General features: G+C 70.5%; 24 protein-coding genes. 14 read left to right on the plus strand and 10 right to left on the minus strand.

The annotated features are described in order from the left end of the window. Positions 1–267 precede the first annotated feature (267 nt). The 5 genes from ACH4LD_RS01360 to ACH4LD_RS01380 all read left to right on the plus strand — a co-directional run bounded on the left by ACH4LD_RS01360 (position 268) and on the right by ACH4LD_RS01380 (position 6,195). Positions 268–975, plus strand: a complete 708-nt coding sequence (locus ACH4LD_RS01360; protein WP_398053595.1) for a DUF2637 domain-containing protein — start codon at positions 268–270, stop codon at positions 973–975. Between the two features lie 554 nt (positions 976–1,529). Further along, on the plus strand, positions 1,530–1,748 hold the full coding sequence (locus tag ACH4LD_RS01365; RefSeq protein WP_398053167.1) for a DUF397 domain-containing protein: 219 nt from the start codon (positions 1,530–1,532) through the stop codon (positions 1,746–1,748). 123 nt (positions 1,749–1,871) lie between these two features. Next, positions 1,872–2,252 (plus strand): VOC family protein, encoded by a 381-nt coding sequence (locus tag ACH4LD_RS01370; protein WP_398053168.1) that lies wholly within the window; start codon positions 1,872–1,874, stop codon positions 2,250–2,252. Between the two features lie 117 nt (positions 2,253–2,369). Beyond that, complete coding sequence (locus ACH4LD_RS01375; RefSeq protein ID WP_398053169.1) at positions 2,370–4,622, plus strand: ATP-dependent RecD-like DNA helicase; 2,253 nt, start codon at positions 2,370–2,372, stop codon at positions 4,620–4,622. 283 nt (positions 4,623–4,905) lie between these two features. Further along, complete coding sequence (locus tag ACH4LD_RS01380) at positions 4,906–6,195, plus strand: citrate synthase (protein WP_398053170.1); 1,290 nt, start codon at positions 4,906–4,908, stop codon at positions 6,193–6,195. 657 nt (positions 6,196–6,852) lie between these two features. Here the strand turns inward: ACH4LD_RS01380 and ACH4LD_RS01385 are convergent. After that, on the minus strand, positions 6,853–9,114 hold the full coding sequence (locus ACH4LD_RS01385; protein WP_398053171.1) for a heavy metal translocating P-type ATPase: 2,262 nt from the start codon (positions 9,112–9,114) through the stop codon (positions 6,853–6,855). 87 nt (positions 9,115–9,201) lie between these two features. Further along, complete coding sequence (locus ACH4LD_RS01390) at positions 9,202–9,441, minus strand: heavy-metal-associated domain-containing protein (protein ID WP_398053172.1); 240 nt, start codon at positions 9,439–9,441, stop codon at positions 9,202–9,204. A 233-nt stretch (positions 9,442–9,674) separates the two neighbouring features. On the opposite strand from ACH4LD_RS01390, the gene ACH4LD_RS01395 reads away from it, so the two are divergent. Then, positions 9,675–10,424, plus strand: coding sequence for a chaplin (locus ACH4LD_RS01395; RefSeq protein ID WP_398106151.1), 750 nt, complete (start codon positions 9,675–9,677; stop codon positions 10,422–10,424). A gap of 536 nt (positions 10,425–10,960) precedes the next feature. Here ACH4LD_RS01395 and ACH4LD_RS01400 read toward each other — a convergent pair. Together ACH4LD_RS01400 and ACH4LD_RS01405 are read right to left on the minus strand one after the other, a co-directional pair. Continuing rightward, complete coding sequence (locus ACH4LD_RS01400) at positions 10,961–11,236, minus strand: hypothetical protein (RefSeq protein ID WP_398053174.1); 276 nt, start codon at positions 11,234–11,236, stop codon at positions 10,961–10,963. 64 nt (positions 11,237–11,300) lie between these two features. Then, positions 11,301–12,014 (minus strand): hypothetical protein, encoded by a 714-nt coding sequence (locus ACH4LD_RS01405; RefSeq protein ID WP_398053175.1) that lies wholly within the window; start codon positions 12,012–12,014, stop codon positions 11,301–11,303. A gap of 458 nt (positions 12,015–12,472) precedes the next feature. Here ACH4LD_RS01405 and ACH4LD_RS01410 point away from each other — a divergent pair, with 458 nt between their 5' ends. The 3 genes from ACH4LD_RS01410 (at position 12,473) to ACH4LD_RS01420 (ending at position 13,982) form a co-directional block, all read left to right on the plus strand. Further along, complete coding sequence (locus tag ACH4LD_RS01410) at positions 12,473–12,958, plus strand: hypothetical protein (RefSeq protein WP_398053176.1); 486 nt, start codon at positions 12,473–12,475, stop codon at positions 12,956–12,958. A 220-nt stretch (positions 12,959–13,178) separates the two neighbouring features. Then, the gene (locus ACH4LD_RS01415; protein WP_132786159.1) at positions 13,179–13,469 is read left to right on the plus strand and encodes a hypothetical protein; all 291 of its coding nucleotides are present in this window, start codon (positions 13,179–13,181) and stop codon (positions 13,467–13,469) included. A gap of 225 nt (positions 13,470–13,694) precedes the next feature. Further along, complete coding sequence (locus tag ACH4LD_RS01420; protein WP_398053177.1) at positions 13,695–13,982, plus strand: hypothetical protein; 288 nt, start codon at positions 13,695–13,697, stop codon at positions 13,980–13,982. 158 nt (positions 13,983–14,140) lie between these two features. Here the strand turns inward: ACH4LD_RS01420 and ACH4LD_RS01425 are convergent, their stop codons facing one another. The 5 genes from ACH4LD_RS01425 to ACH4LD_RS01445 all read right to left on the minus strand — a co-directional run bounded on the left by ACH4LD_RS01425 (position 14,141) and on the right by ACH4LD_RS01445 (position 17,605). Beyond that, a complete protein-coding gene (locus ACH4LD_RS01425; RefSeq protein WP_398053178.1) occupies positions 14,141–14,485 on the minus strand; it encodes a hypothetical protein in 345 nt (114 codons plus the stop codon). Between the two features lie 325 nt (positions 14,486–14,810). After that, on the minus strand, positions 14,811–15,044 hold the full coding sequence (locus tag ACH4LD_RS01430) for a hypothetical protein (RefSeq protein WP_398053179.1): 234 nt from the start codon (positions 15,042–15,044) through the stop codon (positions 14,811–14,813). A 208-nt stretch (positions 15,045–15,252) separates the two neighbouring features. Further along, positions 15,253–15,594 (minus strand): hypothetical protein, encoded by a 342-nt coding sequence (locus tag ACH4LD_RS01435; RefSeq protein ID WP_398053180.1) that lies wholly within the window; start codon positions 15,592–15,594, stop codon positions 15,253–15,255. A 97-nt stretch (positions 15,595–15,691) separates the two neighbouring features. Beyond that, entirely contained in the window at positions 15,692–15,934 is a 243-nt protein-coding gene (locus tag ACH4LD_RS01440; protein ID WP_103810276.1) for a hypothetical protein, read from the minus strand. 258 nt (positions 15,935–16,192) lie between these two features. Next, complete coding sequence (locus ACH4LD_RS01445; RefSeq protein WP_398053181.1) at positions 16,193–17,605, minus strand: condensation domain-containing protein; 1,413 nt, start codon at positions 17,603–17,605, stop codon at positions 16,193–16,195. Between the two features lie 286 nt (positions 17,606–17,891). Between ACH4LD_RS01445 and ACH4LD_RS01450 the strand changes: the two genes are divergently transcribed. Next, a complete protein-coding gene (locus ACH4LD_RS01450; protein ID WP_398053182.1) occupies positions 17,892–18,935 on the plus strand; it encodes a zinc-dependent alcohol dehydrogenase family protein in 1,044 nt (347 codons plus the stop codon). A gap of 68 nt (positions 18,936–19,003) precedes the next feature. Here the strand turns inward: ACH4LD_RS01450 and ACH4LD_RS01455 are convergent, their stop codons facing one another. Then, positions 19,004–19,204 (minus strand): AlpA family transcriptional regulator, encoded by a 201-nt coding sequence (locus ACH4LD_RS01455; RefSeq protein ID WP_103810279.1) that lies wholly within the window; start codon positions 19,202–19,204, stop codon positions 19,004–19,006. Positions 19,205–19,567: 363 nt separating this feature from the next. Here ACH4LD_RS01455 and iolC point away from each other — a divergent pair, with 363 nt between their 5' ends. From iolC to iolD, 4 genes are all read left to right on the plus strand, one after another. Beyond that, positions 19,568–20,518 carry a 5-dehydro-2-deoxygluconokinase gene (gene iolC, locus ACH4LD_RS01460; RefSeq protein WP_398053183.1) on the plus strand — a complete coding sequence of 317 codons (951 nt, stop codon included), beginning with the start codon at positions 19,568–19,570 and terminating at the stop codon, positions 20,516–20,518. A gap of 176 nt (positions 20,519–20,694) precedes the next feature. Next, positions 20,695–21,573: a deoxyribose-phosphate aldolase gene (locus tag ACH4LD_RS01465; protein WP_398053184.1), complete on the plus strand. Its 879-nt coding sequence runs from the start codon at positions 20,695–20,697 to the stop codon at positions 21,571–21,573. 7 nt (positions 21,574–21,580) lie between these two features. Continuing rightward, entirely contained in the window at positions 21,581–22,405 is an 825-nt protein-coding gene (gene iolB, locus ACH4LD_RS01470; protein WP_132786168.1) for a 5-deoxy-glucuronate isomerase, read from the plus strand. Continuing rightward, complete coding sequence (iolD, locus tag ACH4LD_RS01475; protein ID WP_398053185.1) at positions 22,402–24,279, plus strand: 3D-(3,5/4)-trihydroxycyclohexane-1,2-dione acylhydrolase (decyclizing); 1,878 nt, start codon at positions 22,402–22,404, stop codon at positions 24,277–24,279. Before iolB ends, iolD begins: the two co-directional genes overlap by 4 nt. The last annotated feature ends 1 nt before the right edge of the window (position 24,280 follow it).

The raw sequence follows: 24,280 nt of genomic DNA on the forward strand, positions 1-24,280 counted from the left end.
CCTGGTGTTGCACGCTCGCTGGAGGCGCGTGGCACCTTGCGCGGGGACGGCGTACGCGTCGAGCCCCAGGCCACCGAGTCGCTGCTCCGTGAATTCCTCACGCTGTTGGAAGCGGTGCAGGAGGAACTTAATCAACGGTGGACCGACCAGGCAAACTCTGACTGTCGCGCGGATCGTGTGTGACGGGGGCGGATCTCCATGAATCACGACTATGCGGGTTCCTCCTTCGCCCGGCGTGAACGGTACGCGGACACACCCCCTTACACGGTGGGTACCGTCTGGCACAGCAGCCCCGTCGAGGCCCTGGACCCGGAGTCCCCCCTGGTGCCCCCCGACTCGGGCTGGGACCCGGCCGAGGAGCTCGCCTACCTCCTGCAGGAGGCCATCCCGGCCGAGCAGCCGGCCGTGGTCCCGCCCCCGCGCAACGAGCCGTCGTCCCCCGTCGACTACGCCGACCCGATGGAGAACCTGGCCCGGATCACCGCGCAACTGCCGCCCATCCGACGCCCCTCCGCCGGAGCCGCACACCGCAAGAGCCGGGTGCGGAAAATCCGAGTCAAATGGTTGCAGACCAGCAGCTTCGTGATCGCCGCATTCGTTTCCGTCATCGCCGCGATGGTCAGCGTATTCGGCGGAATGGCGGCCTACGGGCCACTGCGGAACATCACGTCGGGCACGAGCAGCGAGATGATCGCCTGGTGGCCCATTCTCGTGTACGGCCCCTGGATGGTGGCTTCCCTCTCCGTCCTGCGAAGCGCCTTGCATCAGCGCCGAGCCCTGCACTCGTGGTTCATCGTCCTGCTGTTCTCATCCGTCGCGATGATGCTGTGCGTGGCCCAGGCCGACCGAACGATCACGGGTATCGCCGGCGCCGCCCTCCCCGCGTGCGCGTCCCTGGCCTGCTTCCAGCAACTGGTCCGCCAAATCACCCTGACGCTCCCCCCACGCCAGGACAAGCCTCGCCACCGCCGCTAGCCCCACCCACCGCGGCTCCCGCTGAGTCCAATAGGCAGATCTGTTCCACCCCCGCCCCACCCCACCTGCGCCTTACGCCCACCCCCCTGGCACAGATCTGCCAATCTCCCGCCTCCACCCCCCACCGGCCGTTCGCCGCCGAGCCGTCCCGGTGTGCGGGCGGGGCCGCGTCCGCGCCTCTCCACCGACCGTTCGCCGCCAAGCCGTCCCGGCGTGCGGGCGGGGCCGCGTCCGCGCGCGCCTCTCCACCGGCCGTTCGCCGCCAAGCCGTCCCGGCGTGCAGGCGAGAGGCGGTCGCGCCCCCCACCACCGGCCGTTCGCCGCTTGGCTCACCCGGCGTGCAGGCGAGACGCGCCCGCACCCCCCGCCGACGATGCGTACCCACCCAACCCGAGGGCCCGTCGCCGCTGGGCCACCGCTGTTCCGGGCCGCTCGCTCGCTTAGCAACTGGCCACGTACCGCGCGCGGTTCCACCACGTGAGAGCGATGGCGTTGGAGCCCGGACACTCGCGTGATTTCATCCAGCGGCTGGCGAAAGAACTGTGAGGCACAGCATGACCGCCCCGAGTAACTGGCGAAAGTCGTCCTACTCCGGAGACGGCGAGGGCGACGACTGCGTAGAGATAGCCCCCACCCCCACCCACACCTCCGTCCGCGACTCCAAGAACCCCACCCGGGCCACCCTCACCTTCCCCGCCCCCGCCTTCGCCGCCTTCCTCGAAGCCCTGAAGACACACCAGCACCCTCACCCCCACCACCACCCCCACCCCTAGGACCCAAAACCCTTCGCACCCGCTCCCCCCGCCCGGTACGGTCTCGGCGTGTTCCCGCCGCGCGGAGCCCGTCCGGTCCGCGTGGCCGCACCGGCCGTCCCACGCTGAGAGCAGGTTCCGTCCATGGCATGTCGTATCAGTGAGCTCGTGCTCGGTTGCCGTGAACCCGAGGTGCTGGCGCGGTTCTGGTGCGAGGTCCTGGACTTCGTGGTGCTGGGGCGCGAAGAGGACGGCAGTATCGAGATCGGGCCGCGGGAAGGGTTCGGCGGCGCGCAGCCGACGCTCTTCCTCAGCCGCAGGGCCGAGCCGGAGCCGGGGAAGCCGCGTTTGCACATCGACGTCAACGCCACCGACCGCGATCAGGACGCCGAGCTCGAACGCCTCTTGGAGCTCGGGGCGCGCCCGGCCGACATCGGTCAGACCGGCGAGGAGTCCTGGCACGTTCTCGCCGACCCCGAGGGCAATGAGTTCTGCCTGCTCAAGGCCCGCCTCAACCCCCTCTGAGCGCGGCGAGGAGGTCCGGCGGGAGCCCCGCGTCGGGATGGGCCAGAGGCGATGGGTCAGAGGCGATGGGGCCGGTACCAGTGGGCCGGTGTCAGACCTCACCGGTACCGTCGGATCATGGCTCAACAGGCGGGGACCCAGACCGGCGAACGGCGTCTTGCCGTGGTCGAAGGCGTGCTGGAGCGGATCACGTACGCCAACGAGGAGAACGGGTACACGGTGGCCCGGGTCGACACCGGCAGAGGCGCCGGGGATCTCCTCACGGTGGTCGGCGCGCTCCTCGGTGCCCAGGTCGGTGAGTCCCTCCGGATGGAGGGCCGCTGGGGGTCGCATCCGCAGTACGGCAAGCAGTTCCACGTCGAGAACTACACGACCGTGCTGCCGGCCACCGTCCAGGGCATCCGGCGCTATCTGGGGTCCGGGCTGGTCAAGGGCATCGGGCCGGTCTTCGCCGACCGCATCACCCAGCACTTCGGCGTCGACACCCTGAGGATCATCGAGGAGGAGCCCAAGCGCCTCATCGAGGTTCCCGGTCTCGGCCCCAAGCGCACCAGGAAGATCGCCGACGCCTGGGAGGAGCAGAAGGCCATCAAGGAGGTCATGCTCTTCCTGCAGACCGTCGAGGTGTCCACCTCCATCGCCGTGCGGATCTACAAGAAGTTCGGCGACGCGTCGATCTCCGTCGTGAAGGAACGCCCCTACCAGCTGGCCGCCGACGTCTGGGGCATCGGCTTCCTCACCGCCGACAAGATCGCCCAGTCGGTCGGGATCCCGCACGACAGTCCCGAGCGCGTGAAGGCCGGCCTGCAGTACGCGCTGTCGCAGTCCGCCGACCAGGGGCACTGCTTCCTGCCGGAGGAGCGGCTGATCGCCGATGCCGTGAAGCTGCTCCAGGTGGACACCGGGCTGGTCATCGAGTGCCTGGGCGAGCTGGGCCAGGTGCCGGAGGACGGAGGCGATCCGGGGGTCGTCCGGGAGAAGGTGCCCGGACCCGACGGCGGCGACGAGCCCGTCAGCGCCGTGTATCTCGTCCCCTTCCACCGCGCCGAACTCTCCCTCGCCGCCCAGCTCCTGCGGCTTCTGCGCACGGACCAGGACCGGATGCCGGGATTCCGGGACGTCGACTGGGGCAAGGCGCTCGGGTGGCTGAGATCCCGCACCGGCGCCGACCTCGCGCCCGAGCAGGAGGCGGCCGTGAAACTCGCGCTGACCGAGAAGGTCGCCGTCCTCACCGGCGGGCCCGGCTGCGGCAAGTCGTTCACCGTGCGCTCGATCGTGGAGCTGGCCCGGGCCCGGCGTGCCAAGGTGCTGCTCGCCGCCCCGACCGGCCGGGCCGCCAAACGGCTGGCCGAGCTGACCGGAGCCGAGGCCTCCACCGTGCACCGGCTGCTGGAGCTGAAGCCCGGAGGGGACGCCGCCTACGACCGGGACCGGCCGCTCGACGCCGACCTGGTGGTCGTGGACGAGGCCTCCATGCTGGACCTGCTGCTCGCCAACAAGCTCGTGAAGGCCGTACCGCCGGGGGCCCATCTGCTCTTCGTGGGGGACGTGGACCAGTTGCCCAGCGTGGGCGCGGGGGAGGTCCTGCGCGATCTGCTCGCCGACGGCAGTCCCGTCCCGGCCGTCCGGCTCACCCGCGTCTTCCGGCAGGCCCAGCAGTCCGGTGTCGTCACCAACGCCCACCGCATCAACGCGGGGCAGCATCCGCTCACCGCCGGGCTGAAGGACTTCTTCCTGTTCGTGGAGGACGACACGGAGGCCGCCGGCCGGCTCACCGTGGACGTGGCCGCGCGGCGGATTCCGGCCAAGTTCGGGCTGGACCCGCGCCGTGACGTGCAGGTGCTCGCGCCGATGCACCGGGGGCCGGCCGGCGCGGGCGCGCTCAACGGGCTGCTCCAGCAGGCCATCACGCCCGGGCGGCCCGATCTGCAGGAGAAGCGGTTCGGCGGCCGGGTCTTCCGCGTCGGCGACAAGGTCACCCAGATTCGCAACAATTACGAGAAAGGGAAGAACGGCGTCTTCAACGGCACCGTGGGCGTCGTCACCTCGCTCGACCCGGTCGACCAGCGCCTGACCGTGCTGACGGACGAGGATGAGGAGGTTCCGTATGAATTCGACGAACTGGACGAACTGGCCCACGCGTACGCGGTGACCATTCACCGCTCACAGGGCAGTGAATATCCCGCCGTGGTGATTCCCGTCACCACGGGAGCATGGATGATGCTCCAGCGGAACCTGCTCTACACGGCGGTCACCCGGGCCCGTCAGCTGGTCGTTCTCGTCGGTTCACGCAAGGCGATCGGGCAGGCGGTGCGCACGGTGTCGGCCGGGCGGCGGTGCACCGCCCTGGACTTCAGACTGGGGGCCTGAGCCCGAAGGCGGCGGGCCCCGAAGTCACGGGCGGTGGCCCCGAAGTCACGGTGGCGGCACGGAATCCGGCCCTGCGGCGAAAATGATCGATCAAACGAGTCGTGAAGGTCACAGAGCACTTCCGGTTACCCCTTCGAGGGGGCAGGATGAGCAGGTTGACGGCACTGAGTGCCGCCGATAGGCCCAATGGTCGACCCCGAGTGCACTCTCCTGAGCCAAATGGGGGATGGTAGAGACAGTCAGGGCACCTCGAAGATGAGGCACTACGTCGGTGAGGGAAGACGTGAGCGACAACTCTGTAGTACTGCGGTACGGCGACGGCGAGTACACCTACCCGGTGGTCGACAGCACCGTCGGTGACAAGGGCTTCGACATCGGGAAGCTCCGCGCCCAGACCGGTCTGGTGACTCTGGACAGCGGCTACGGCAACACCGCCGCCTACAAATCCGCGATCACCTACCTCGACGGCGAGGCGGGCATCCTCCGCTACCGCGGCTACCCCATCGAGCAGCTGGCCGAGCGCTCCACCTTCCTTGAGGTGGCGTACCTGCTGATCAACGGCGAGCTGCCCACCGTCGACCAGCTGACGGCGTTCAAGAACGACATCACGCGGCACACGCTGCTGCACGAGGACGTCAAGAACTTCTACAAGGGCTTCCCGCGCGACGCCCACCCGATGGCCATGCTGTCCTCGGTCGTCTCGGCGCTGTCCACCTTCTACCAGGACAGCCACAACCCGTTCGACGAGACGCAGCGCGACCTCTCCACGATCCGGCTGCTCGCCAAGCTCCCGACGATCGCGGCGTACGCGTACAAGAAGTCGATCGGCCACCCGTTCGTCTACCCGCGCAACGACCTCGGTTACGTCGAGAACTTCCTGCGCATGACCTTCTCGGTGCCGGCCCAGGAGTTCGAGCTCGACCCGGTCGTCGTCGCCGCGCTGGACAAGCTGCTGATCCTGCACGCCGACCACGAGCAGAACTGTTCGACCTCCACGGTCCGCCTGGTCGGCTCCTCCCAGGCCAACATGTTCGCGTCGATCTCGGCCGGCATCAGCGCCCTGTGGGGCCCGCTGCACGGCGGTGCCAACCAGTCCGTGCTGGAGATGCTGGAGGGCATCCGCGACTCGGGCTCCGACGTCGACACCTTCATCCGCAAGGTGAAGAACAAGGAGGACGGCGTCCGCCTGATGGGCTTCGGCCACCGGGTCTACAAGAACTTCGACCCGCGCGCCAAGATCATCAAGGCCGCCGCGCACGACGTGCTCTCCGCGCTGGGCAAGGAGGACGAGCTCCTCGACATCGCCCTCAAGCTGGAGGAGCACGCGCTGTCCGACGACTACTTCGTCGAGCGCAAGCTGTACCCGAACGTGGACTTCTATACCGGTCTGATCTACCGCGCCATGGGCTTCCCGACCGAGATGTTCACGGTCCTGTTCGCCCTCGGCCGGCTGCCGGGCTGGATCGCCCAGTGGACCGAGATGATCAAGGAGCCGGGCTCCCGCATCGGCCGCCCGCGCCAGATCTACACGGGCGTGGTGGAGCGCGACTTCATTCCGGTCGAGGAGCGCTGAGTTCTTCTTGGCGGGTGCCTGGGGTGCGGTGAGCCTCCAGGCACCCGACGGTCCGTCGTGGCGTCCTGGCACCCGACGGGACCGTCGTAGCCGCACGGACCGGAGAGTCGTCGTAGCGGTACGGACAGAAAAAAGCGGAAGGCGCCCCGAGACGCCGGTCCCCCCACGGGCCGACGACCAGGGCGCCTTCCCATGTCCCGGTGCGGATTCCCCCCACGGGATCCGGCCGGGCGCTCGGAGAGGACAGCGCCTGAATCGCTGTCTGTGAGCAGAACGAGCAAAACCCGGCCTGCTCCAGTGATGCGGTGCGATCTGCCGGGACAACGCACGCCGGAAGGGCCGCTCAAAGCTTCCCGGTGTGCGTGCCCCGGCAACGCATCTCTGAGGAAGTCCCCCAAGACATCCCCAGATGCCAGTCAGCGCCCCCCAAGACGCTGGGCTGACATCGCCAACTTAGACCCTCGAACCCCTTCGATGGTTACGTTCGCATCACTGTGATCTGCGTCTCTTGCATATGTCCTTTAGGTGCGCAAGAGCCCCGATACGGCGATCGGGGCTCAAGCGTAAGGATGATGCGCGAGCCTTGTGAAGAGCTTATGTGAGGCTCGCGCCGGACTCCAGGGGGACCGGGACATCCGCCCCGGCAATTGCCGCGCCCTACCGGAAGGCGCGCAGCCGCAGGCTGTTCGTCACCACGAACACCGAGGAGAAGGCCATCGCCGCCCCCGCGATCATGGGGTTGAGCAGCCCCGCGGCGGCCAGCGGCAGCGCGGCGACGTTGTAGCCGAAGGCCCACACGAGGTTGCCCTTGATGGTGGCCAGCGTCCGCCGGGACAGCCGGATCGCGTCCGCGGCCACCCGCAGGTCCCCGCGCACCAGGGTCAGGTCGCCGGCCTCGATCGCCGCGTCCGTGCCGGTGCCCATGGCCAGTCCCAGGTCCGCCGTGGCGAGCGCGGCGGCGTCGTTCACCCCGTCGCCGACCATGGCCACGGCCCGCCCCTCGCGCTGGAGCCGTCGTACGACGTCCACCTTGTCCTCGGGCAGCACCTCGGCGAAGACGTGTGCGGAGTCGATGCCGACCGTGCGCGCGACCGCCTCGGCGACGGTCCGGTTGTCGCCGGTGAGCAGTACCGGCGTCAGTCCCAGCGCCCGCAGCTCGCGGATCGCCCCGGCGCTGGTGTCCTTGACCGCGTCGGCGACGGCGAGGACTCCGCGGGCCCGCCCGTCCCAGCCCGCCACGACGGCCGTACGGCCCTCCCGCTCGGCCTCGCGCGCCGCGTGGGCCACCTCCCGCGGGAGGTCGTCGTAGAGGCGCCCCACGGCCACCTCGCGGCCGTCCACGCGCCCGCGCACGCCCCGTCCGGGCACGTTCTCGAAGTGTTCGACCGGCGGCAGCGCTCCGGCGCGTTCCTCGGCGCCGGCGGCGACGGCACGGGCCACGGGGTGCTCGGAGGCGTGCTCCAGGGCGCCCGCGAGCCGCAGCAGCTCCTTCTCGTCCTCGCCCTCGGCGACGTACACGGCCTGGAGGCTCATCCGGCCGGTGGTGACGGTACCGGTCTTGTCCAGGACGACCGTGTCCACGCGGCGGGTGGACTCCAGCACCTCGGGGCCCTTGATCAGGATGCCGAGCTGGGCGCCGCGCCCGGTGCCGACCATCAGCGCGGTCGGGGTGGCCAGGCCCAGTGCGCAGGGGCAGGCGATGATCAGGACGGCGACGGCGGCGGTGAACGCGGCCACGGTGTCGCCGGTGACGCCCAGCCAGACGCCGAAGGTGCCGAGCGCGATGAGGATGACCACGGGGACGAAGACGGCGGAGATCCGGTCGGCGAGCCGCTGCACCTCGGCCTTGCCGTTCTGCGCGTCCTCGACCAGCTTCGCCATCCGGGCGAGCTGGGTGTCCGCGCCGACCCGGGCGGCCTCCACGACCAGCCGGCCGCCCGCGTTGACCGTGGCGCCGGTGACCCGGTCGCCGGGGCCGACGTCCACCGGTACCGACTCGCCGGTCAGCATGGAGGCGTCCACCGCCGAGACGCCCTCGACCACTGTGCCGTCGGTGGCGATCTTCTCGCCGGGCCGGACGACGAACCGGTCGCCGACGGCCAGGGACGACACCGGTATCCGGACCTCGCGGCCCTCGCGCAGCACGGCCACGTCCTTGGCGCCCAGCTCCATCAGGGCCTTCAGGGCGGCGCCCGCGCGGCGCTTGGACCGGGCCTCCAGATAGCGGCCGAGCAGGATCAGCGCGACGACTCCGGCGGCGACCTCCAGGTAGATCGTGGAGGCGCCGTCCATGCGGGAGACGGTGAGGCGGAACTCGTCGTGCATGCCCGGCATGCCGGCGTCGCCGAAGAACAGCGCCCACAGCGACCAGCCGAACGCGGCGAGCGTGCCGACCGAGACGAGGGTGTCCATGGTGGCGGCGCCGTGCCGGAGATTGGTCCAGGCGGCCCGGTGGAAGGGGGCGCCGCCCCAGACGACGACCGGCGCGGCGAGGGTGAGCGAGAGCCACTGCCAGTTGTCGAACTGCAGCGCGGGGATCATCGACAGCAGGACCACGGGGGCGGCGAGCAGCGCGGAGACGAGCAGGCGGTGGCGCAGGACGCCCAGTTCGGCGTCCGGTCCGGGTGCTTCCGGTTCCGTCCCGGGCGCGGGCCGCGGTGGTGGGGGCTCCTCGGCGGTGTAGCCGGTCTTCTCCACGGTGGCGATCAGGTCGGCGACCTGGACGCCGTCGGCGAAGGTGACCTTGGCCTTCTCGGTGGCGAAGTTGACGGTGGCGCTGACGCCGTCCATCCGGTTGAGCTTCTTCTCCACCCGGGCGGCGCAGGAGGCGCAGGTCATCCCGCCGATGAGCAGCTCGACGTCGGAGGTGGTGCCGGTGGCCGCGGCTGTCTCCGCGGTTTCTGCGGTGGTGCTGGTCATGTCCGGACTCCAGACATCGGACCGGGCCGTACGGATCCAGTATCAGCTGGTCGGCAGGGCCCGGGTCGGGGAAACGGAGGGTCTTCCTCAGGCCTGGCCGGCCAGCTCGAAACCGGCCTCGTCCACGGCGGCGCGTACGGCCTCCTCGTCCAGCGGGGTCTCGGAGACGACGGTCACCTCGCCGGTCGACGCGACGGCCTTCACCGAGCTGACGCCGGGGATCTGGGAGATCTCGCCGGAGACGGAGCCCTCGCAGTGGCCACAGCTCATGCCGGTCACCTTGTAGACGGTGGTGACGGGGCCCGTGGTGTCGGTCTGAGCGGTCATCGTTGCTCCTCGTAGAGGTGTTCGGGGCCGGTGGGGTCCTTGGGGGACCCCCACTCAGCCATACTATACCCCTAGGGGGTATGAGGCCGGTATGTGACTCGCTGCGAACGGGGAGGGCCGGAAGCCCGCCCGGAGCAACTCGCGAGCGGCACGCCATAACTCCGGATGGGGCCCGTCCGTTTTATGTGGGTGCGGGTGAGTGCCCGCGATGATGTCAGGAAGGCAGGAAACCAATGAGACGGACTACCCGAAACGGTGTGTTCGCCGTCGCCGCCGCGTCCGGCGCGATGGTCGTGGCGTTCCCGGTGTCCGCCGCCTTCGCGGCCGACGGGGCCGGTGCAGAGGCAACGGCGGCCGGCTCGCCCGGGGTGCTCTCCGGCAACAACGTCCAGATCCCTGTGCACGTGCCGGTGAACATCTGCGGCAACACCGCCGACGTGGTGGGACTGCTCAATCCGGCCGCGGGCAACACCTGTGTGAACGGCGGTGCGGCGAAGACCGCGGGTGCCGCGAAGAGCGGTACGGCGAAGGCCGGCGTTGCGCGGACCCATGGCGCGGCGAAGGCCGGCGGCACGGGCGACGGCGGCGCGTCGGTCGCGTCCGGTGGGGCGTCGGCTCACGGCAGCACCGCGGACTCGCCCGGGCTGCTGTCGGGCAACGACCTCCAGCTCCCGATCCACCTGCCGGTGAACGTCTCCGGGAACAGTGTCAACGTGGTCGGCGTGGGCAACCCGGTCTTCGGCAACCACTCGGTCAACGAATCCGGCGACCACCCGAGCCCGGCCCGGCACTCCGCGGTCCCGAAGCCGCGGGCCCCGAGGCCCCCGGCTTCCGCCCGGTCCCACCCCGCCCCGCACCCGGTGGCATCCTCGCTGGCCCACACCGGTACGGACCTCACGGCGCCCGCCCTGGCGGGCAGCGTCGCGCTCATCCTCACGGGAGGGATCCTGTACCGCCGCTTCAGCGGGGGCCACGTCCGCTGAAGCGGCCCCACGTCCGCGAGTGCGCTCCGGTTCGGACCAGTGCTGCGGGGCCGCCAAGCCCTCTCCCGGCCCCGCAGTCCCGAACCGGCGACGTGACGGCCCCGGGGCCGGTGCCCGAATCACCGACGGGCGCCGGCCCTGTCCGACACCCCCACGGGGCGTGATCGCCGGAGCACGGGAGGAACCGGCGTGTGACTCCAGAGGCGCCGTGTCGTTGGAGGGGCGCTTTCCCTTCGGTCAGGGCCCCGGAAGTCATGCGAAGAACTTCCGGGGCCCGTGACACGTTCGGACGGGTCCGGGCAGACCGGTCCGCGTAGCGGCTGTCGGTTGTCGTGCACGACAGCACCGCGTTCCCTGAGCGGTCCTGGGGAACCGCGGAACGCGGTCGCTGGCCGTCGGCCGTGCAGGGCCCGGTCGGCGGCGTCTTCGCGTGGAAAAGGGCACGCACGGACCACGAGACACGCCACATGCGATGGCACTGGCGTGGTCCCGGCGGAATGGTCTGTGCGTGCCCGGGGCCGCGGGCGGCGAGGCCGTCAGAACGCCTGGTTGTTGCAGCCCATGTCCGAACCGAGGTGGCTCTGCTGCGCGCCGGGGTTGCCTTCACCGTTCAGCAGGTTGCCCGCCAGGCCGGTGATCGCACCGATGCTGCCGATCACCTCGATGTTCATGTCGTGCGAGCGGCACTCGACGCCCTGCGTGATGTCGACGTCGTGGCCCGGCTCACCGTGTGCGAACGCGGCGTTGCCGCCGAAGGAGCCGACACTGCCGAGGACGAGGCCCACGAGGACCGCCTTGTGAATCGTGCGCATGGGTTCTCCGTTGGTTGAGGGGACGCGATCTGCACCAGATCGGGTCGGGATTTCGGTGAGGCTGTCAGCCGAGCCGGGGAAGCCCCAGCTGGCCGACGGGTGGCGCCGCGACCTGCCCGAGGCCGACCGGAGCCAGTTCCGGCACGCTCCCCGGCGTGATATGCGGGTTGAGGAGCGGGTTGACCTGAGGGTTCACCTGGGGGTTCACCTGCGGGGCGACGTGCGCTGGAGGTTCCGGGGCGAACGCCTGGGGCATCGCCACCTGAGGGGCGACCTGCGGCATGACCTGAGGCATGACCTGGGGCACCACCTGCGCCCGCTGTGGGGGAGCGGCCTGGACCGGCTGCGGGGGAGCGGCCTGCTGCGGGTAAGGCGTGGAGGAGGCCTGTGCCGTCCCGAGCGACGTGGCCGAGGCCGTGGCGTAGCCGGTCTGCTGGCGCGGCGCCGGCTGTGCGTACTGGGGCGGCGGGGCCTGCGGGGGAGCCGGCTGCGCGTACTGGGGCGGGGCCTGCTGAGGGGCCGGGGCGGGCTGCGCGTACTGGGGCGGCGGGGCCTGCGGGGGAGCCGGCTGCGCGTACTGGGGCGGGGCCTGCTGAGGGGCCGGGGCGGGCTGCGCGTACTGGGGAGGCGGGGCCTGGTAAGCGGGATACTCGGGAGCCGGCGCCGGAGCGGGACCGCCAGGCCCGGCGGGCGTGTCGGCATGGCTGACGCCGACGCCGATGGCGGACAGACCGCCGGCCGCCGCTACAACGAGCGCGGCCCTGTGAAGCTTGCGCATGAAACCCTCGGCCCTTCGATACCTGAAACGTTGCATTCAGCGCGGTCACGCGTGCGGCGGGATGCGGTTACCCGCACTGCACGGTCAGCAGCGGTAATGCTGAGCAGCACGCGGACTTCGCGTCGGAGCCGACAGCGAATCCCCTCATCCCTGCTCGGATTGACGGCCGCTGCCCCTCTCCCCGTTGGAACGACTATTCCGCGCCGTGGTCACGGCTCTTGAGAGCCATCACCCGTTTGCTCCGACGGGCGGCATTACGTCCGCGTCCCACGCGCCTTTGAGTCAAATGGGTGACCCCTAGAGGGCGCCCGTATCTGAGTCCGCTCCCGCATCGTTCCTCAGGAGCCAAGCGCGATGCTCCGTCGCCGCAGAGAGGGCAGCAAGAACAGCGACAACTGTGCTGCCGTATCAGCAATTCCCCAGGTTCAGTGCACAGGTCAAGAAGGGCCGAGGATTCCATGCGCAAGCTTCAGCAAGTCGCGCTCGTCGTCGCAGCAGCCGGTGGTCTGTCCGCCGTCGGCGCCGGCCCAAGCTCCGCCGCCACTCCCACCGCCTACAACGGGGCCGTGCCGCCGCCCGCTTCACAGCCGGACGCCCAGGCCACCGCGGCCACCTCGTCCCAGGCGACCGCGCAGACGTATGGCTCACCGGTCCTGCGCCAGACGCCCCCGCAGCGGGGCACCGAGATCGCTCCGCAGATCAACCCGCAGGTGAACCCGCAGATCAGTCCGCAAGTCACCCCGCAGGCCCCGCAGTCGCAACAGGGCTCCCCGGTTCACCAGAACAACCTGTTCCGTCCGTACCAGGAATGCAGCCCCCAGACGTTGCTCGACGCGAACATTCCGGTCGCCCTGCTCGCGGCGTCGGAGACGCGTGGCATCGAGTGCACCCAGGCCAACAGCCAGGCGAACTCCCTCGCCAGCGCGACCGCGATGCGGCAGTAGCGCTACCGGACGCCGACACACCCGGCGCCCGGCACGGTTGCCGGACCGCGCTCGACGGGGCGCAGACACCTGATGCGACCTCCTTTCGGGTCATTGCTGTCGCGAGTTCATGAGTGCGGCGCGTCGATGTCCTTTTTGGGGTATTTCGTATTAGTCTCCCCTAACTGAGACGAGTCGATCGGGCACAGATCGAACTCACCGACATCCACTCGGAGATGACATGCGCAAGCTTCGCAACGTTGCCGTCCTGGTCGCCGCGCTCGGCACCATCGGACTCGTGAGCGGCACGGCCCACGCGGGCCAGGGTGGCGGCAAGGGCGGTGAGCACGGCGACAAGTTCAAGATCACGCAGAGCTCGCAGTGCAAGTCGCACGACCTGAACCTCGACGTCCTCGGCGAGGTGGGCCTGCTCGGCGGCCTGCTGGGCAACGGGCTCAACGGCGAGGGCAACCCGGGCGCCCAGGCCACCAACATCGGCTCGACGATGGGCTGCAACAACAGCGCCCTCTAAGAGTCCTGTCCGGCGCCACAGGCGTCGGACGATCAATGGTCCCGGCAACCGAGCATCAAGCAGGGTGCCGGGACCATTCGCACGCACCAGCAGGCCCACCGCTTCCGAGAGCACCAGTCGGATTCATCGCGTCGCCGGCTTTCCGGGACGACGTACCAGTCTTCGTGAACGCACGAAAGTCGGTCTCTCGTAGATCGCACCCACCCTCACCTCACGGGAGATGACATGCACAAGCTTCGCATGGCCGCCGTCCTCGTCGCCGCGTTCGGGAGTGTCGGGCTCCTCGGCGCCGGCGCCGCCCACGCCGACCAGGGCTGGGGCAAGGGAGGCGACAAGTTCGACGTCAAGCAGAGCAGCACCTGCTCGTCGCACGACCTGAACGCCGACGTCCTCGGCGAGGTCGGTATCGGCAACGGCCTGGGCGGCAACCTGCTGAACGGCGAGGGCAACCCCGGAGCCCAGGCCACCCACATCGGCTCGACGATGGGTTGCAACAACAGCTTCGGCGGCTAGTAGAGCGGACGTCGATTCCCCGTACCGGCCATCGGCCGGGGTACGGGGAATTCTTCTGTGTCCGGTGAACATGCCGCCGAATCGGCGGGCGAATGTAAGTCCGCGGAAAGGAAATGCCGGGCCGGGATCGCTCCCGGCCCGGCGGTCCGCGGTGTTCCTCAGAACTCGATGTTCGGCTTCCTGAAGCCCTCGGGCAGCTCCGCCCTGTTGGAGCAGTCGACGACCTGTCCCACGCCGGCGGATCCAGTGCTCGTCAGTTCGTCCTCCGGGAACACCACGCGTGGCCGGTCCGCCGTCGAGCAGTTCTGCTCCTGCTTGAGGGTGTGTGTGCCGTCCTTGTCGGTCTGGGTCTCGGTCTTGTGGACGCAGACGGTGCCCCCCTGCTCAGTGGTCTTGCAGCCACCCGGAAGCGCGTCTGCGTAGGCGTGTCCGGCGCCGACGCACACCAGGGCGAGACCGCCGACGAGTCCCGAGACGGTGGCGATCTTCTGGAGACTGAACATGTGTCGCTTTCCTTTACGACGGAGGCCCGGGCGCCTGTGCCGTTCACCGGCGTGCGCCCGGGCCCGAGAAGGTCGGAACAGATCATCCTGCGCCTGGGCGCGCCGTGAGCCGAACGCGTGGGCGGGATGGCGGCAGCCCGGACGCGCGCCGTTGGATTGCCGCGCGTCCGGGCTGAGTTCGCGATGGGGTGTCACTCGGCACACCGTCGAACGGATCGAGCCGGTGCGGGACCGGAGCGTCGAGTTCGTGCGATGTGCATCAGGCTTCCGAAGGAGGTTGATGCGCCCGTTGCCGTGGCGCCGAGGGGATGGGCCCCGTTACGTCTTACTCGCCCTCGTGCTCGCCGTAGCCCTGCTCGTGCTCGCCGTCGCCCTGCTCGGGCTCGGCGTACCTCTGCTCCTCCGGCTGGGCCTCGTGCTTGTCCTGCGGCTGCACGTAGTAACCGCCACCGACGGCCACCGCGTTCGCCGACGAGTTGGCCACGGCAGTGACCTCCGGAGCCGCGTCGTCGCCGCCGTGGGCGAAGCCGACCCCGGCGCCGAGGGTGGACAGCCCCATAACCGCCGCCGCTACGATCGCAGCGCGCTGAAACTTACGCATGTTTGACCCTTTCTGACCCAGACACGGTGCCTGGCCTGACTACTCAACGTGAGCTTATGTGGGCATTGAGTAGTAATTCAGGATCTACACTCCACATGTCGCGTCGATCCCTCTTATGTCGTAGAGGTGCCGTGATGCGTCGGCCCGGGGGCTGTGGTTGCCGGGGTCAGCGCCAGAGGCTGGGTGACTCCGGCCGGCCCTCGGCCTCTTCGGGTACTCCCCGTGTGGTGGGGGAGCAGGTCACCTCGGGTCCGAGCCGTGTCCGGCCGTTGCCCAGGGCGGCGGGCAGGGTGAGGGGCTCCACCTTCTGGCAGTTCTCGTGGTGGGGGATGACGCCGTCTTCGGGGATCTCGCCCGTGATCCGCTGTGTGCAGGTGAGGTCGCCCAGGAGATCCCGGGTGCAGGTTCCCGGGCCGCTTCCGGCGTACGCCTGGGTGGCGCCGACACAGGTCAGGGCGAGGCTGCCGAGCAGTCCCGAGGCAGCCACGATCTTCTTCGTACTGAACATGTGATGCGTTTTTCCCTCTGTCGGGTGCCCGGGTGGCCGGGCACCGTGCGCCCCGGGCACCGGCCGCGCCGGGCTCTGTCTTCGATGGCCGCCGAGCTCAGCCGGTGAAGGCGTTGTTGTACTGGCCGCAGGTGGTGTCCATGGTGTCGGCGAGACCGAGGACGGCGATCGGGACATCGTTCTCGGCCACCGTCTGCGGGCTGCACTCCTGATAGGGGCGGTAGGAGTCGGTGACGTGCAGTCCGCCGGCGTTGGTGTCGGCGATGGCGGTGCCGGCGCCGATGGCCGACAGGCCGCCGGCCGCCGCTGCTGCGATCACGACCTGCTGAAGCTTGCGCATGGAACCCTCGGTTCTTTGCTCGTCCGTTGAGGCTGTGTTGCCTAGTGTGACCGAGCCGATACTAGCAGTAACGAAGGGGGAGTTCCGTGCTGGGCGTCTGTGTCCCGGGAGGACATGGGGAACCGACAGCCGGACGCTCGCCCAAGGTCCGGTCCGGTCAAGGGCGTTGCCGCTCCGCGTCGGCCGTCGTGTCGCACGGGCTCGTGCGGGTGGAGTGCGGCGCGAACGCCAACAGGGCCGAGGAACGGGCTGGTTGTGTCAGAAGTACGCCGGCTCCGCGACCCGGTGGCTGTCTCCCGCCGCCACGGAGACGAACAGGTCTCGCAGCCCCTCGACGTATCGTCGTACGTTCTTGTAGGCGACGTCGGTGTCCGGGTAACGGCAGGCGAGCCACAGTCCTTCGTGCAGCCTGTTGACCCAGACGCACACCTGGTCCCCGTACGACACCCGGATCAGTCCGTACGCCTTCGTCTCGGCCCAGCGGTCCGAGCCGGGAGTGAGGCGGGCATCCACATACGAGACGATCGAGTACAGGTCGGGTGAGGTCGGGCGGAAGTCCGCGCCGAGCAGGTGAAGTACGCGGGCCAGCGGAATGCGCGCGAGCGAGCGGTTCGCCCGAAGTTCGGCGCGGACGGCGGTGAGCGCGTCGTCGAAGTCCCGTGTCGCGGGGACCTCGATCGGCGCACCGCCGACGTACCAGCCCACGGAATCCGACCAAGCGGGCTTCAGCCGGGTGTGGAACGGGACGACCGTGCGGTAGTACGGCTGACCGCCGAGCTCATGGACGATCAGACTGGTCGCGGCCAGGAGGCCCACCTGGCTGCCGCCATAGGGCCGGCAGCGCTTCTCGAAGGCGGCGGCCGCCTCCGCGTCGAGGAGCGGCTCGCACATCAGCCTCTGGGCGGGCAGTGGGCAGCCGGGTCGCAGACCGAGGTCGACGGGGAACTCCGGAAGCCTCCCGTCGCACCGGCTGATGAACTCCCGCCAGCGCGCGACGATCGCGTGTGTGTCGTCGATCCCGTCCGCGGCCGTCCGCTCCTGTTCGCAGAAGTCCACGTAACTCCCCACGGTGGCAACCGTAGTGGGCCGGTCCATGACGTCCGCCGTGTACAGTTCGTGGATTTCTTCCGGGATGCGCTGGAGGGAGTAGGCGTCGACGTTGGTGTGGTCGAACACCGCGTACACGCTGGTGGAATCGTCGCGGACGACGGCCGCGTAGATGAGGTTCGGCCAGCCGAGCGCGTCCGCCGCCACGTCGAAACGGTCCTGCATGTACCGGACCAGAGCCTTCGCGTCGGTGAAGTCGCCGATCACCTCGCGGTGCAGCGACACGTCCTCCTCGGCGAGCGTGAACCGGCGCAGTTCGTCGCCGGCCCAGCGGAAGCCGCTGCGCAGCGTCTCGTGCCGCACCGTCCAGCGGCGCAGCGCCTGTTCGAGCGCGTCGAGGTCGGCTCGGCCCGGCAGGTCGAACGCCGTGCCCAGCCACGTCGGTACGAACAGTCCGTCTGCGCGTACCGACCGTGCCGTCCTGACGTGTGACTCCTGGATGTACGCCGGTGGCCGCGGGTCCGCCGGCAGTGCTGACGCCGCCGTGATGGTCGCCGGGCTGAACGTCCACTCGACGAGCCGTCCCGGCCGGACCTCGCAGCGCTGGATGTCAGAAATTCGCACAGTGGCGTCTCCTTCGCAGAAGACACCAGCTTGATCAGAGGGGAGCCGTGCGCGAGCAGTGGTCGCTGTGTCGTCGGCTTTTCATCGGGATGTGTGACGCCTCGAACGGCGAAGCGACTTCTCTTCCGACGGCAACCGGGCCCCGCGCGCACGGTGTTCGCCACCGGAAACGTGTCCCGCGCGCGGTCGTACGAACTCGTCGGCCTCGCGCCGACTTTCGGCGGCGGCGACCTGGTGACTCTCGCCCCTGGCCTAGCCTTCGCACAGGTTCCCGGAAGGAGCGTGTATGCGAGCCGTGGTCTACGAGCGATACGGCGTCCCCGCCGAGGTGACGGACGTGCCCGATCCCCGCCCCGCCCCCCATGGCGTGGTCGTCCGTGTCGAGGCCACCGGTCTCTGCCGCAGTGACTGGCACGGCTGGATGGGGCACGACCCGGACATCACGCTGCCGCACGTGCCGGGGCATGAACTCGCCGGTGTGGTCGAGGCGGTGGGCGCGCGGGTGACCGGCTGGCGGCCCGGCGACCGGGTCACCGTGCCGTTCGTCTGCGCCTGCGGCAGCTGCCCGTCCTGCGCGGCGGGCGACCAGCAGGTGTGCGAGCGGCAGACCCAGCCCGGGTTCCACCACTGGGGCTCCTTCGCCGAGTACGTCGCGCTCGACCACGCCGACGTCAATCTCGTCGCGCTGCCGGACGACATGACGTACGCCACCGCCGCCGCCCTCGGCTGCCGCTTCGCCACCGCGTTCCGGGCCGTGGTGCAGCAGGGGCGGGTGGCGGCCGGAGAGTGGGTCGCGGTGCACGGCTGCGGCGGGGTCGGCCTGTCGGCGGTGATGATCGCTGCGGCCTCGGGGGCCCGGGTGGTCGCGGTCGACGTGTCGGCCCGGGCGCTGGAGCTGGCGCGGACGTTCGGAGCCGCCGAGTGCCTGGACGCGAGCGGCGTGTCCGACCCGGCCGCCGTCGTCCGGGAGCTGACCGGCGGCGGTGCCCACCTCTCCCTCGACGCCCTCGGCTCGCCGGCCACCTGCGCGGCCTCCGTGAACGGGTTGCGCCGCCGCGGCCGGCACGTCCAGGTCGGCCTGCTGCCCTCGCCGGACGGCACCACCCCGGTCCCGCTGGCCCGCGCGACGGCCCTGGAGCTGGAACTCCTCGGCAGTCACGGCATGGCCGCCCACACCTATCCCGGCATGCTGCGCCTGGTCCGCGCCGGCGTTCTGCGCCCGGATCTCCTGGTGACCCGGACGATCACGCTCGACGCGGCCCCGGCGGCCCTCGCGGCGATGGACACGGTGCCCGGCGCGGGCGTCACGGTCATCGAGCCCTGGAGCTGAGAGCCAGGCGCCCACCACCGCTTCGCCCCGGCTTTCCCGCTGCCCGGCACCGTGTCCGCGAGAGCGCCTCAGTCCTCTCTGCGGCCGCGGTTGCCGGGGCGGGAGGCGACCCAGGCGCGGACGGTGTCGGCGTACCAGTAGGGCTTGCCGCCCTCGACGTGGTCGGGCGGGGGCAGCAGCCCGTGCTTGCGGTAGGACCGTACGGTGTCCGGCTGCACCCGGATGTGCGCCGCGATCTCCTTGTAGGACCAGAGCCTTCGGTCGGCCATGCGTTGCACCTCCCCGCGCGCACCGCGGCGGCGACCGGGAAGGGCCGCCGGGGGGACCGGGCGCTGCGCGATCACAAGCCTGTGCCTGGTGAACGACGCAGAGTGACCGGCGGAGCCTCCCTGTCGACCGGGTGTGACCGAGAACCCGCGTACACGTGACATGTGTGACAGGAGAGCGGTCTTTGTGACACAGCGGCCACACAGGGCGCCCCCGCAAGGCTTCCCGCCCACGGAATCCCGGGCGCCGGGAGGCGGCCGGCCGGACCCCCGGACGCCAACTGGTCCGAATGTCTGGACAAAACATTGACATGGCTCGGCATGCGGGACTAGAAAGCCGGGGAGAGCCATGACGAAGGGAAGCCGATGGCCTACGACCTGATCACCATGGGGCGGATCGGGGTGGATCTCTACCCGCTCCAGACCGGTGTCCCGCTCGCCCAGGTGTCGTCCTTCGGCAAGTTCCTCGGCGGGTCGGCGACGAACGTGGCGGTCGCCGCGGCCCGCCTCGGCCGGCGCACCGCCGTGATCACCCGCACCGGCGACGACCCGTTCGGCACCTACCTCCACGAGGCACTGCGCGGCTTCGGCGTCGACGACCGCTGGGTCACCCCCGTCCCCGGCCTGCCGACGCCCGTCACCTTCTGCGAGGTCTTCCCGCCGGACGACTTCCCGCTCTACTTCTACCGGCAGCCCAAGGCCCCCGACCTGGAGATCGACGCCCACGAACTGGACCTGGACGCCCTCCGCGAGGCCCGGATCTTCTGGGTCACCGGCACCGGCCTGAGCGAGGAGCCGAGCCGTACGGCGACCCTCGCGGCCCTCGCCCACCGGGCCAAGGCGGGCATCACCGTCTTCGATCTCGACTGGCGCCCCATGTTCTGGTCGGACCCCGGCACCGCCCGCCCCTTCTACGCCGAGGCCCTGCGGCACACCACCGTCGCCGTCGGCAACCTGGACGAGGTGGAGGTCGCGACCGGGGTGCGCGAGCCGCATGCCGCCGCCCGCGCCCTGCTGGACGCCGGGGTCGAGCTGGCCGTCGTCAAGCAAGGACCCAAGGGGGTCCTCGCCGTCAACCAGAAGGGTGAGTCGGCCGAGGTCCCGCCCCTGCCCGTCACCGTCCTGAACGGACTCGGCGCCGGGGACGCCTTCGGCGGCTCCCTCTGCCACGGCCTGCTGGCCGGCTGGGACCTGGAGACGATCATGCGGCACGCCAACGCGGCCGGTGCCATCGTCGCCTCCCGCCTGGAGTGCTCCTCCGCGATGCCGACCCCGGACGAGGTGGCCGCCGCGCTCGACGCCGGAGCGGTGCTGTGAGGGCCGGCCGCGTCACGGGCACGCACCCCGAGGACGGCTCCGGCACCGGTTCCGCGACCCCTCCCCGGGAAGGCACCGCAGACGCTCTCCGCGAGGGCACCGCCCCCTCCCGTCCCGACGCCTCCGCGGCCGCCCCCCGCCAAGGCGCCGCGGGCACCCCTCGGCGTCGTGTCGACGTGGCCGAGCTCGTCGGGATACGTACCCGGCACCCCGAGGCGATCGCCGAGGCCGCCGCCCGGCGGGCCCGCAGGCCGCTGCTGAACGAGAGCGGGCGGCTGATGATCGTCGCCGCCGACCACCCGGCCCGCGGCGCGCTCGGCGTCGGCGACCGCAAGCTCGCCATGGCCAACCGCGCCGACCTGCTCGAACGCCTCTGCCTCGCGCTGTCCCGGCCCGGCGTCGACGGCGTCCTCGCCACCGCCGACATCCTGGACGACCTGCTCCTCCTCGGCGCCCTGGACCACAAGGTCGTCATGGGCTCCATGAACCGCGGCGGTCTGCAAGGGGCCAGCTTCGAGCTGGACGACCGGTTCACCGGCCACCGTCCGCAGGACATCGAGCGCCTCGGCTTCGACGCGGGCAAGCTGCTGCTGCGTGTCGACTACGGCGACCCGGGGTCCCTGACCACCCTGGAGTCCACCGCCCACGCCATCGACGCCATGGCCGAGCGCCGGCTCCCGGTGTTCGTGGAGCCGTTCATCAGCCGCCGCACACCTGAGGGGAAGGTGACGAACGACCTGTCCGCCGAAGCGGTCACCCGGTCCATCGCCATCGCCTCCGGCCTCGGCGGCTCCTCCGCCTACACCTGGCTCAAGGTGCCGGTCACCGAGAACCCCGACGACATGGCCCGGGTGATGGAGACCTCCACCCTGCCCGCCGTGCTGCTCGGCGGGGACATCGGCGACTCGCCCGAGGACCAGGTCGCCGCGTACGAGAAGTGGCGCGGCGCGCTCCAACTCCCCACCGTGCGCGGCCTGGTGGTCGGCCGCTCGCTGCTGTACCCGGCGGACGGCGATGTGGCCGCCGCCGTGGACACCGCCGTAGGACTGCTGTGAGGGCCGCATGACCAGCACCGACCTGCATCTGCCCCGGGGCGCCACCGCGAATGCCCGGTACGCCGTCGACATCGATCCCAAGACGGCCGGCTGGACGCACAGCAGCCTGCGTGTCGTCGAACTGGCGCCCGGTGGCAGTCATGCCTTCACCACCGGGGACAGCGAGTGGATCGTGCTTCCGCTGGAAGGCGGATGTACCGTGCATATGGAGCAGAACGAGTTCCAACTCCTGGGCCGGGACAGCGTGTTCGCCGACGTCTCCGACTTCGCGTACGTGCCCCGGGACGCCCAGGTCCTGATCGCCTCCGGCGCGGGAGGCCGCTTCGCCCTGGCAGGAGCGAAGTGCGAGCGACGACTCCCCGCCCGCTACGGCCCCGCGCCGGAGGTCCCCGTCGAGGAGCGCGGCAGCGGCACCTGCGCCCGCAAGGTGCGCAACTTCGCCTCCGCCGACTCCTTCACGTGCGACAAGCTGATCGCCGTGGAGGTGATCACACCGGGCGGCCACTGGTCCTCGTACCCGCCGCACAAGCACGACGAGCACCGGCCGGGCGAGGAGTCCGAGCTGGAGGAGATCTACTACTTCGAGATCGACGGCCCCGACGGGCTGGGCTACCAGCGGGTGTTCCCCTCGCGGGAGGGCGGCGCCGACGTCCTCGCCGAGGTCCGCTCCGGCGACGCCGTCCTCGTCCCCGACGGCTGGCACGGTCCGTCCATCGCCCAGCCCGGGCATGACATGTACTACCTGAACGTCATGGCGGGCCCGGGGAAGACCCGGGAATGGCGGATCTGCTTCCACCCCGACCACGTAGAAAGCACAGGGGGCTACCGATGACGATCCGGCTGACCGTCGCCCAGGCGCTCGTCCGCTTCCTCGCCGCCCAGTACACCGAGCGGGACGGCGAGCGGCAGCGGCTGATCGGCGCCACCTGGGGCATCTTCGGGCACGGCAACGTCGCCGGCATCGGCCAGGCGCTGGTCGAGTACGCGGACGTGATGCCGTATCACCAGGGCCGCAACGAACAGTCCATGGTGCACGCGGCGGTCGGTTACGCCCGCCAGTCGAACCGCCTGTCCACGCACGCGGTCACGACGTCGATCGGACCCGGCGCCACGAACCTCGTCACCGGCGCCGCCCTAGCGACCATCAACCACCTCCCGGTGCTGCTCCTGCCCGGCGACGTCTTCGCCACCCGCCCCGCCGACCCGGTCCTGCAGCAGCTGGAGCTGCCGTACGCGGGCGACGTGTCGGTCAACGACACCCTGCGCCCGGTGTCGAAGTACTTCGACCGCGTCACCCGCCCGGAGGCGCTGATCCCGAGCGCCCTCCAGGCCATGCGGGTCCTCACCGACCCGGTGGAGACCGGCGCGGTCACGCTGGCCCTGCCGCAGGACGTGCAGGCGGAGGCCTTCGACTGGCCGGAGGAGTTCTTCTCGACGCGCGTGTGGACCGTACGGCGGCCGGGCGCGGACCCGACCGAGCTGGCTGAGGCGGTCCAGGCGATCCGCTCCGCCGCACGGCCCCTCGTCATCGCCGGCGGCGGGGTCCACCACAGCCGCGCGGAGGAGGCCCTCGCCGAGTTCGCGGCGGCGACCCGCATCCCGGTCGCCTCCACCCAGGCCGGCAAGGGCTCACTGCGGTACGACCACCCGCAGGACGTCGGCGGGATCGGCCACACGGGCACCGCGACCGCCGACGAGCTGGCCCGCACAGCGGACCTGGTGATCGGCGTCGGCACCCGGTACACCGACTTCACCACCGCCTCCGGCACCCTCTTCGAGAACCCGGCCGTCCGCTTCCTGAACCTCAACGTCGCGCCCTTCGACGGCCACAAGCTGGCCGGGCTCCCGCTGATCGCCGACGCCCGCAGCGGTCTGGAGGAGCTGACCGAGCGACTGCAGATGCACGGCCACCGGGTCGCCGACTCCTACATCAGCGAGTACACCGAGGACAAGGAACGCTGGGAGCAGCGCGTCGACGCCTGCTTCGAGGCCGACGAGACCGACGCACGGCCGACCCAGACCCAGGTCATCGGCGCCCTGGACGCGCTGGTGGACGAGTCGGACGTCATCATCAACGCGGCCGGCTCGCTACCGGGCGACCTGCACAAGCTGTGGCGGGCGCGGTCGTACGACCAGTACCACCTGGAGTACGGCTACTCCTGCATGGGTTACGAGATCCCGGCCGCCCTCGGAGTGAAGCTCGCCGCGCCCGAGCGGAACGTGTGGGCGCTGGTCGGCGACGGCACCTATCTGATGATGCCGACGGAGATCGTGACCGCCGTGCAGGAGGGCATCGCCATCAAGGTCCTGCTGGTGCAGAACCACGGGTACGCCTCGATCGGCGGGCTCTCGGACTCGGTGGGCGGCGAGCGGTTCGGCACGGCCTACCGCTACCCGGCCGAGGACGGCACCTTCACCGGCGCCCCGCTCCCCGTCGACCTCGCCGCCAACGCGGCCAGCCTCGGCATGCGGGTGCTGCGCGCGAAGACCGTACGGGACCTGCGCGCGGCGCTCGCGGAGGCGCGCGCGGCCGGCACACCCACATGTGTCTACGTGGAGACGGAAACGTCCGACACTGTGTCGGGGGCGCCTCCGGCGCAGGCCTGGTGGGATGTTCCTGTGGCCGAGACCGCGACCCGACCGTCCGCGGTCAAGGCACGTGAGCTGTACGAACGGCACGTCTCGACCCGACGCCGCCATCTGTGAG

Source organism: Streptomyces sp. NPDC017676, assembly GCF_044329325.1.
GTDB lineage: Bacteria > Actinomycetota > Actinomycetes > Streptomycetales > Streptomycetaceae > Streptomyces.